This is a genomic window from Vibrio sp. ER1A (genome assembly GCF_000733315.1).
Classification (GTDB): Bacteria; Pseudomonadota; Gammaproteobacteria; order Enterobacterales; family Vibrionaceae; genus Vibrio; species Vibrio mediterranei.
In genome coordinates this window covers 1-1,302 of sequence record NZ_JPJA01000031.1, presented here as the reverse complement: position 1 = coordinate 1,302, position 1,302 = coordinate 1, and the positions used below count along the sequence as shown (strand labels likewise).

At 47.8% G+C, this 1,302-nt stretch carries 1 protein-coding gene; it reads right to left on the bottom strand.

Annotated features, from left to right (window positions below; all coding sequences use genetic code 11):
* Positions 1–1,302, bottom strand: a 1,302-nt coding sequence (locus tag HW45_RS03655) for a VCBS domain-containing protein (RefSeq protein ID WP_038224878.1), incomplete at both ends; no start/stop codon positions are given.

Here is a 1,302-nt window from a genome sequence, read left to right as displayed (position 1 = left end):
CCATCGCTGTTGACGAGCTTAGTAACCGTTGTACTGAACAACGCTTCACCTGCATCAAGGTCGGCGATGGAAAGGTCTCCAGAGTCCATCAAAATACCCGCAGTGTCTTCCGTCACCGCACCAGGCTCATAGCTACTAATGATGGTTGGGTCTTCCGCACCATTGACCGTCACATCAATTTGATGCTGAGTACCGTCTGCCGACGTTACAATAAACGATTCCGTCAAACTGGTATTCACGTCTAACGCTTGAATTTGAGAGAGTGAATTGTTGACTTTGTACGTCCACTCTCCTTCAGCATTAATACTCAAAGAGCCAAGAGTGCTGCCCACCGGAGTAGCGATACCAGCGTTAAAGACCTCTTCTCCTGCGTCAACATCCGAAATGACTAAGGTGTTCGTTGCAACGATATTGCCATCACCGTCAACCATGACATCTTCTTGTGCCGTCACAGAGTCACCCGACGTAATCGTAGGAATATCATTGACCCCATGAATAGTGACTACGATGTTGTGTGGTGTGCCATCTTCACTCAGTACTTGGAACGTCTCCGTTAACGTCTCACCTTTCCCAAGCGATTGCACTGCAGAGTTGGTATTATCGACTTCGTAGCTCCAAGCGCCTGTCGCCGTCATTGTTAATGAGCCTATTACCGAACCTACAGGTGTCACCGACGTTTGGAACTTCGCTTCTCCAGCATCAACATCCGAAATAGTCAGTTGCCCATCGTCTTTTAGTAAGTTGCCAGCCTGAACATCAAAATCTTCGGTAACACGTCCAATATCATCACCTGCGATAATAGGCGCATCGTTAGTGCCTTGAATCGTCACTTCTATGGTCTCGGTTTTTGAACCATCAATCGATGTCACCGTGAAACGTTCTACACGCGTCTCACCTTCACCAAGCTCTTGTACACCTGATATAGCGTTCGATACTTGATACGACCAATCACCACCCTCAGTAATGGTCAAAGTACCCAATGGCTGCTCACCATCGTCATTCGCCACTTTGGTTACAACAGTGCTGAATTTGTTCTCACCCGCATCTTTATCGCTAATGCTCAGGGATAAGCTGTCACCTGCGACCAAGAAACCGGCATCCACATCCGTATCTTCTTTCACCGTATCCGTAGTCGGACCCGTAATAAAGGTTTCGTCCTCCGCACCATGAATAGTCACAGCAATCGTATGTGAAGTGCCATCCGCTGACGTGACTGTAAACTCTTCAATACGTTGATCACCAACATCCAGTGCTTGCACTGCCTCTAGTGAGTTATCTAAGGTATACGTCCACGTGCCATCT